We start from the raw sequence: 9,188 nt of genomic DNA, 5'->3' as shown, positions 1-9,188 counted from the left end.
AGCACCCACGACAGTCAGCATTTCGAAAGGGTCATTGACAAGGCCAACACCAATCGCAATATCTACGCCGACCGAGGCTATCCCTCTGCGGAGCGGGAAGCTTGGCTGAAGGCAAACGGCTATAGGAGCCAGATTCAGCGTAAAGGCCATCGAAACAAACCGTTGTCCAAGACTCAGCAAGGGCGAAACCACAGGATTGCAAAGACTAGGGCACGGGTTGAACATGCATTTGCGGCGATGGAACAAATGGGTAGAAAACTGATCCGCACCATTGGACAGGTGCGCGCTAATTTTGCCATGACGATGATGGCAGCATGTTACAACCTAAAGCGGTTGGCGTACTTCCAGAGCGCGTGCATCGTGGCTTTCTGACGCCCAGAATGGATCAAATGGCCCTAGCCAGGGCAATGTGCGATAGAATCAGTAACGTGATAATCAAAAAAAATCTAATTATTTAGAATGAAAGCCAAGGGTTAATTGAAAATCTTGAGTTTTTCGAGGTGCCCTTAAATATATAGATTGGAAAATATTTTAAGTAATGCTTTAGAATAAACATATTAATTAAATATCGAGTTAAGGTCTGATAAGTGAAAAATGTTTTGAATTTAAAAACCATTGTAATCTAAATTACTCTATTTATATAATTAAAGTGATTTTGATAACATTTATTATTAGAAATTGGATAACAATTTAGTTATAACATAATTCAGAAATTGAAATTTTAATAAACTTCATTATGTTATAAATTTATAACATTATTTAGCAATATTATATTGGTTTATTTGATTTTTGAGAATTTATTTCATTGTTTTTTATTTTTATTTTTTTACAAAAATAAATAAATCTATTGCTTTATTTCTTTAAATTACAAATAATTAACAATTTAATGGTGGATAACCTACATCAATTGCTTCGAGATGTGATACTATTCTTCATCCTCATTGAGAAAATGAATAAAGTGAACTTAATTTTCCGATAATATATGAGATGACAGTTTCTTTATTAATAGACTAACAAAATTTTATACCTTTAATGATATGGTACAATTTTATTCTTCAAAGCAGCGTAAAGTTAAATCCGATAATTTGACAGTAATAGCTGAAAGTCTTGATGTTAAGGGTCAAGGTGTTGCGCATTATCAAGGAAAAATAATTTTTATTACTGATTTATTTCCTGGTGAGCAAGCACAAATTCAATTTACAGAAGAGAAAAGGCAATTTGCCAAGGCAAAAGTGAGCAAACGATTGACTGATAATCTTGATCGGGTGGCGCCTTTTTGTCGTCATTTTGGCATCTGTGGTGGTTGTCAACAACAACATGTGACGCCGGCTCTTCAACGTGCTGCGAAAATCAGTAGGTTAGAATATTTATTTCAACGGGAAACGGGCAGTGCGGTAAAATCATTGCCAGTTATTGCCGGTAGTGAGTATGGATATCGCCGTAGAGCGCGGTTTGGTCTTCAATACCAGCATGCAGAGCGTCGTTTACGCATGGGTTTTCGTCAGAGCCAATCAAATGTGTTAGTAGAACTGAAAATGTGTCCTGTGTTACAGCCAGAACTAGAAAAATTATTACTTCCTGTTGCTGACTGTTTAAACAAATTGGCAGCAGTTAAACATTTAGGTCATGTTGAGCTTGTTAATGCAGATAATGGCGTGATTGTTATTTTGCGTCATCTTAAGCCGTTAACTACTAATGATAAAATATTATTAACTGCTTTTGCCAGGCGCTATAATCTCAATGTTTATTTGGTTGATAATAGTGCCAATCGGCTTAAACTTGTTAGTTTGGCAAGTAATGATAGTGAGCCTTATTATTCCATTGAGAATGTGAAATTGACATTTGATCCACAGAATTTTATTCAAGTAAATCCTGAAATTAATAAAAAAATGGTTGCTCAAGCGTTGGATTGGTTAGCGCTTGAGCCGCAAGATAGGGTTTTGGATCTATTTTGTGGCATGGGTAATTTTACCTTACCTATTGCACGTCATGTTAATGCTGTTGTTGGTGTTGAAGGCGTCGCTGAATTGGTGGAGCAAGGACGGTTTAACGCTAGTTTAAATCAATTAACCAACGTTGAGTTTTATCAAGCTGATCTCGAGTTTGACATAGACTGTCAACCTTGGGCAAAATGGGCTTTAACAAAATCTTATTAGATCCTGCACGCGCCGGTGCTATGGGCGTAATGCCACATATTATCAAATTTAAACCAGAACGGGTGGTCTATATCTCCTGTAATCCAACGACATTAGTAAAAGATAGTCAACAATTACTTACAGCCGGTTATCAACTTATGAGTGTCAGGATGTTAGATATGTTCCCGCATACTAGTCATCTAGAGTCTATGGCACTTTTTTGTCGCGATTTAAGCAAATAGGCAAGGAAAGATTATGGTTGCAATTAGAAGCGCTCATTTGACATCTGCAGGAGAATTTGCCGTTGATAAATGGGTTGCCAGTCTCAAACTTACCAACAATGACTCAGAACAAAAGTTAATTGAACTTTGGCATTACTGCTATAGCAAAGTTCAGCAACATGAACATCGTCAATTACTGCTATGGCGTGGCATCGAGATGGGAGAAATCCTGTCAACATTAAGCATGGATCTCGATAGTCTGCGTGCGGCAATGCTGTTTCCCTTAGTTGATGCCAAAATTGTCACTGAGGAAATTATTAATATTGAATTTGGTAAATCGATTCACGGATTGGTTAAAGGTGTGATGGAGATGGACGCCATTCGCCAATTGAATGCTAGCAAATTAGGCGAAAAAAGTTCTACCCAGGTAGATAATATTCGTCGGATGTTGCTCGCTATGGTGGAAGATTTTCGTTGTGTAGTGATTAAGATCGCAGAACGTATTGCCCATTTACGTGAGGTAAGGGAACGCTCTGAAGAAGAAAGAGTCTTAGCAGCAAAAGAGTGCTTAAATATATATGCGCCTTTGGCCAACCGTTTAGGCATTGGACAATTGAAATGGGAGCTAGAAGATTTCTGTTTTCATTATTTACACCCGGATGAATATAAAAAGATTGCTGAATTACTCCATGAACGTCGGATCGATCGTGAACGGTATATTGATGATTTTGTTTCGTCACTGCGACATTTTATGCTACAGGAAAGTATTACCGCAGAAATTTATGGCCGCCCGAAGCATATATATAGCATCTGGCGGAAGATGCAAAAAAAATACCTGGCCTTTGATGAACTGTTTGATGTGTGCGCTGTGCGTATTATCGTTGAACGTTTACAGGATTGTTACGCTGCATTAGGTATTGTGCATACTCATTTTCGTCATTTACCTGATGAATTTGATGATTATGTTGCTAATCCTAAACCGAATGGCTATCAATCCATTCATACTGTGGTGTTAGGGCCAAATGGTAAAGCGATTGAAGTACAAATTCGGACCAGACAAATGCACGAAAATGCTGAATTAGGTATTGCCGCCCATTGGAAATACAAAGAAGGTGCGGTAATAACAGGCAAAGGCAGTAGCTATGAAAATCGTATTGTTTGGTTAAGAAAATTGATAGCCTGGCAGGAAGAGATGGCTGATTCAGGGGAAATACTTGATGAGGTTCGTAGCCAGATTTTTGATGATCGCGTATATGTTTTTACACCTAAAGGTGATGTCATTGATTTGCCTGCTGGCTCAACTCCACTTGATTTTGCCTACCATATTCATAGTGATGTCGGTCATCGCTGTATTGGCGCTAAGATCAGCGGCCGGATTGTTCCTTTTAGTTATCACTTACAGATGGGAGATCAAATTGAAATTATTACGCAAAAATATCCCAATCCTAGCCGTGACTGGCTCAATCCAAATTTAGGCTATGTTACGACAAACCGCGGTCGCGCTAAGATCCACAATTGGTTTCGTAAGCAGGATCGTGATAAGAATATCCAGGCAGGGCGACAAATATTAGATAACGAACTTAATCAACTGGCGATAAGTATAAAAGAGGCGGAAAAGTTGTTATTAACCCGCTACAACGTTAACTCATTGGATGAAGTGCTGGCAGGTATTGGTGTTGGTGATATTCGGATTAATCAACTAGTAAATTTTTTACAGAATAAGTTTAGCCAAACCACTGCCGAAGAAGCAGACCGCGCTGCGTTAAAAACACTGGAAGCTAAAATATCCTCTATCCGCTTGCCAGTAAAAGATAGCGGTAGAATTGTGGTAGAAGGGGTTGGCAACTTAATGCACCACATTGCTCGTTGCTGTCAGCCAATTCCTGGTGATGATATTGTTGGTTTTATTACTAAAGGTCGAGGTATTTCGATCCATTGTATCGATTGTGAGCAACTGATCGAGCTACAATTGCATGCACCAGAAAGAATTGTCGATGCTATTTGGGGTGAAAACTACGCTAGTGGTTATTCATTAGGATTGAGAATTATTGCTAATGATCGTAGTGGGTTATTAAGAGATATTACGACTATTCTAGCTAATGAAAAAGTAAATGTTTTAAGTGTTAGTAGTCGTAGTGATGTTAAACAACAATTGGCGACTATTGATTTAAATATTGAAATCAATCACTTACCTGTTTTAGGTCGTATTTTAGCAAAATTAAATCAACTCCATGATGTATTTGAGGCTAAACGTTATATTAAGTCGTAACTATAACATCATGTTTTAGTAAGTGGCGCATTGATAGGTTTTTGAACTTTATTAACTTCGGATGGAAATAATATGCAAACGGACTCAGCTGCAATAGAACAATTGTTATTGATTATGACTCAGTTACGTGATCCTGAACATGGTTGTACATGGGATAAAGTGCAATCTTTTGCCACAATAGCGCCTTTTACGCTGGAGGAAACTTATGAAGTTGTTGATGCTATTGAACGACAAGATTTTGCTGCTTTAAAAGAAGAATTGGGTGATTTACTGTTTCATATTGTCTTTTATGCCCAGATCGCAAAAGAACAAAAATTATTCGATTTTAATGAAATCTGCCAAATTGTCAGTCAAAAGTTAATATCACGTCATCCTCATATTTTTGCTGGACAATCGATTATTAATAGCGATAAAGCAATATATGATTGGGAAAAAAATAAAGTCAAAGAACGGGCCGCAAAAAATCAGCATTCAGTTTTAGATGATATTCCACAAGTACTGCCGGCATTAATGAAAGCCAACAAAATGCAAAAACGCTGTGCGGCTGTCGGTTTTGATTGGGACAAATTTGCCCCGGTATTAGCCAAAGTTCATGAAGAAATTGAAGAGGTTTTGGCAGAAATAAATAAGCCTGAACCGAGCCAATCACATATTGAAGAAGAAATTGGTGATTTACTTTTTGCGGTGGTTAATTTATCACGCCATCTTGGTCATGAACCTGAATTAGCATTACAAAAAGCGTGTCGTAAATTTGAACACCGTTTTCGCCGTGTAGAAAAACTGATCTTAAACAAAGGCGGTTCATTAGAAAATGCTACACTAGATGAAATGGAAAAACTTTGGCAGCAAATTAAAAAAGAGTGATTATTATTTTTAGCTGAATGGATTAAGTATCAGTTAGGATGTTATAATCGAGCAGCTATTTATTGACAGGAATTTGCATAAGCTAATTCTTGATATTGAAAGATTATTGATAAAAGTTAACCTTAATAGGTTTAGAACATTTGTAGCAGATTTAAGGTTAGGGTATAGTGCTTTCCCGTCCTGTTATATTCATCGTCTTTTACACCTAAATTTTCAGGTTTAGCATGAAAACAAATTATATTTTTGTAACCGGCGGGGTAGTATCCTCTCTGGGCAAAGGCATTGCCGCAGCTTCTTTGGCTGCTATACTTGAAGCGCGTGGACTGAATGTTACTATTATGAAACTGGATCCTTATATTAATGTTGATCCAGGCACGATGAGCCCAATCCAACATGGAGAAGTTTATGTCACCGAAGATGGTGCAGAAACTGATCTTGATCTGGGCCATTATGAACGTTTTATTCGTACTAAAATGACACGCCGTAATAATTTCACAACCGGTTGCGTATACTCTGAAGTATTGCGTAAAGAGCGTCGTGGTGATTATTTGGGCGAAACTATTCAAGTTATTCCTCATATTACTGATGAGATCAAAAACCGGATTATTCGTGGCGGAGAAGGTCACGATATCGTTTTGGTTGAAGTTGGTGGCACAGTGGGCGATATTGAATCTTTACCGTTTCTGGAAGCAATTCGTCAATTAGCGGTTGATGTTGGTCGTAAACACACTATTTTCCTGCATCTTACTTTAGTGCCTTATTTACCTGCCGCAGGTGAAGTTAAAACCAAACCAACCCAACATTCAGTAAAAGAACTTCTTTCTATTGGTATTCAGCCAGACGTGCTAATTTGCCGTTCAGATCGGGTTATTCCAGTTAATGAACGGGCAAAAATTGCGCTTTTCTGCAATGTACCGAAAGAAGCGGTTATTTCATTAGAAGATGTTGATTCAATTTATAAAATTCCTGCATTATTGAAATCTCAGCAGCTAGATGACTATATTTGTAAGAAATTTGAACTTACTTGCCCAGCAGCTGATTTGTCTGAATGGGAACAGGTTATTGAAGCGCAAGCCAATCCGGTAGGTAAGGTAACTATTGGCATGGTAGGTAAATATATAGAGTTACCTGATGCTTATAAATCGGTTATTGAAGCGTTAAAACATGGCGGTTTAAAAAATCGTTTAACAGTGAACATCAAGCTGATTGATTCTGAAGATATTGAAGCGCGTGGTACCGAACTATTAAAAGAACTTGATGCTATCTTGGTTCCAGGTGGTTTTGGTGAACGGGGTGTCGAAGGGAAAATTATGGCAGCTCGTTACGCACGTAAAAATAATATTCCTTATTTGGGTATTTGCCTGGGAATGCAAGTCGCTCTGATTGAATATGCCCGTCATGTTGCTGGTATGGAAGGGGCAAACTCAACAGAATTTGCGCCAGATTGTCCATATCCGGTTGTTGCCTTAATTACGGAATGGTCTGATGACAGTGGTAGTATTAAAGTTCGTAATGAGAAGAGCGATCTTGGCGGTACGATGCGAGTAGGTAGCCAATTATGCCGTTTAGAGAAAGGTAGTAAAGTCCGTGAGTTGTACAATAGCGACACAATTATGGAGCGGCATCGCCACCGTTATGAAGTCAATGGTAAGCTTTTGGCGCGTATTGAAGAAGCGGGTTTACGTATTGCAGGACGCTCAGCGGACAATAAGCTGGTGGAAATTATCGAGGATCCTAACCATCCTTGGTTTGTCGCTTGTCAGTTTCATCCTGAATTTACTTCGACACCAAGGGATGGTCATCCGTTATTTGCTGGTTTTATTAAAGCCGCAAAGGAATATCAGCAAGGCCAGTTGAAAATAGATATGGGCTAATGGTATTAATTTGTTACCATTGGCTGAAATTTAACTTGTACTGAGGAAAATTTAATGTCCAAAATCGTTAAAGTCATCGGGCGTGAAATCATCGACTCCCGTGGTAATCCGACTGTTGAAGCAGAGGTTCATTTAGAAGGCGGATTTGTTGGTTTAGCAGCGGCGCCATCTGGCGCATCGACCGGTTCACGAGAAGCATTAGAGCTACGTGATGGTGATAAACATCGCTTTTTAGGTAAAGGTGTTTTGAAGGCAGTTGCAGCAGTAAATGGCCCAATTGCTGATGCATTGATCGACCAAGATGCCAAAAATCAGGCTAATATCGATAAAATCATGATCGAATTAGACGGTACAGAAAATAAATCTAAATTCGGTGCTAATGCGATTTTGGCCGTTTCCCTGGCTAATGCAAAAGCGGCTGCGGCAGCGAAAGGTATGCCTTTATATGAGCATATTGCTGAATTGAATGGCACAGCGGGTAAATTCTCTATCCCTTTACCAATGATGAATATTATCAATGGTGGCGAACATGCGGATAACAATGTTGATATTCAAGAGTTTATGATCCAGCCAGTGGGCGCAAAAAGCTTGAAAGAAGCAGTTCGGATGGGATCAGAAGTTTTTCACCACTTGGCAAAAGTGTTAAAAGCCAAAGGGATGAATACAGCGGTCGGCGATGAAGGTGGCTATGCACCAAATTTGGAATCTAATGCCGCAGCTTTAGCCGCAATTAAGGACGCCATTGAAGCAGCAGGTTATGAGTTAGGTAAAGATATTACTTTAGCAATGGATTGTGCCGCCTCAGAATTTTACAATCAGGAAACGGGTAATTATGAGCTGAAAGGTGAAGGTAAAACTTTTACTTCACAAGAATTTACTCATTATCTCGAAGAATTAACCAAACAATATCCTATCGTTTCTATTGAAGATGGTCTTAATGAGTCAGATTGGGATGGTTTCGCTTACCAGACTAAAGTGTTAGGAGACAAAATTCAGTTAGTTGGTGATGATTTATTCGTTACTAATACCAAGATTTTGCAAGAAGGCATTGAAAAAGGAATTGCTAATTCTATTTTAATTAAATTCAATCAGATTGGTAGTTTAACCGAAACTTTAGCAGCAATTAAGATGGCAAAAGATGCCGGCTACACTGCGGTTATCTCACATCGTTCAGGTGAAACTGAAGACGCTACGATTGCAGATTTGGCAGTAGGAACAGCAGCGGGCCAGATCAAAACAGGTTCAATGAGCCGTTCTGATCGAGTTGCTAAATATAACCAATTAATCCGTATTGAAGAAGTGTTAGGTGAAAAAGCGCCTTTTAATGGTCTAAAAGAAGTTAAAGGCCAGGCTTAAATTTACTGTTATTGATTAGTCATATATTAAAGGCGAGAGACTTATTGTTATCTCGCCTTTTTTATTAATAATCCTTGGATCTCTTTTATGCTTTTATTGTCGCTTAATAATGCAACTGTTTATTAATATTATCAATTTATTTATCATGGTTGCCGGCCAAGAATTAGCGATCCTAAGTTTTCAAATAGACTATCACCGCGTAGGGAAAAATTTTGTGCGATCAGCGAGCCGTTTAATTGGATATTATTATTTTTGCATGAATAACTATTACTACATTAAACTAGTTGCTGAATAGAGACTTGCATTTTTTGTCACGCTATTGAGAATAAAAAGAGGTTTAACTTAGAGAATAAAGGTTTGAAATGATCAACAAAGAGCGGCTGTTACGAGATAATCGTTTATGTAAAGCAATCATTGGATTATCAGTCGAAGAATTGAAAAATTTAGCCGCTGAATTTTCAGCTTGTTA

5 protein-coding genes and 1 pseudogene are annotated in these 9,188 nt (G+C 38.3%); all 6 read left to right on the top strand.

Annotated elements, in window-relative coordinates; translation table 11 throughout:
• Positions 1 to 372: transposase (locus tag CBG25_RS09070; RefSeq protein WP_290603757.1), on the top strand; the 372-nt coding region annotated here is incomplete at its 5' end.
• 665 nt (positions 373 to 1,037) lie between these two features.
• A pseudogene (gene rlmD / locus CBG25_RS09065) lies at positions 1,038 to 2,377 on the top strand (23S rRNA (uracil(1939)-C(5))-methyltransferase RlmD).
• Between the two features lie 13 nt (positions 2,378 to 2,390).
• Positions 2,391 to 4,625, top strand: a complete 2,235-nt coding sequence (relA, locus tag CBG25_RS09060) for a GTP diphosphokinase (protein WP_290606160.1) — start codon at positions 2,391 to 2,393, stop codon at positions 4,623 to 4,625.
• Between the two features lie 72 nt (positions 4,626 to 4,697).
• Complete coding sequence (gene mazG, locus CBG25_RS09055) at positions 4,698 to 5,489, top strand: nucleoside triphosphate pyrophosphohydrolase (protein WP_290606159.1); 792 nt, start codon at positions 4,698 to 4,700, stop codon at positions 5,487 to 5,489.
• Between the two features lie 224 nt (positions 5,490 to 5,713).
• Positions 5,714 to 7,363 carry a glutamine hydrolyzing CTP synthase gene (gene pyrG, locus CBG25_RS09050; RefSeq protein ID WP_290606158.1) on the top strand — a complete coding sequence of 550 codons (1,650 nt, stop codon included), beginning with the start codon at positions 5,714 to 5,716 and terminating at the stop codon, positions 7,361 to 7,363.
• 54 nt (positions 7,364 to 7,417) lie between these two features.
• A complete protein-coding gene (gene eno / locus CBG25_RS09045) occupies positions 7,418 to 8,719 on the top strand; it encodes a phosphopyruvate hydratase (RefSeq protein ID WP_290606157.1) in 1,302 nt (433 codons plus the stop codon).
• The last annotated feature ends 469 nt before the right edge of the window (positions 8,720 to 9,188 follow it).

Origin of the sequence: Arsenophonus sp. ENCA (genome assembly GCF_002287155.1) — a bacterium.
Classification (GTDB): Bacteria; Pseudomonadota; Gammaproteobacteria; order Enterobacterales; family Enterobacteriaceae; genus Arsenophonus; species Arsenophonus nilaparvatae.
This window is presented reverse-complemented; position numbering and strand designations above follow the sequence as displayed.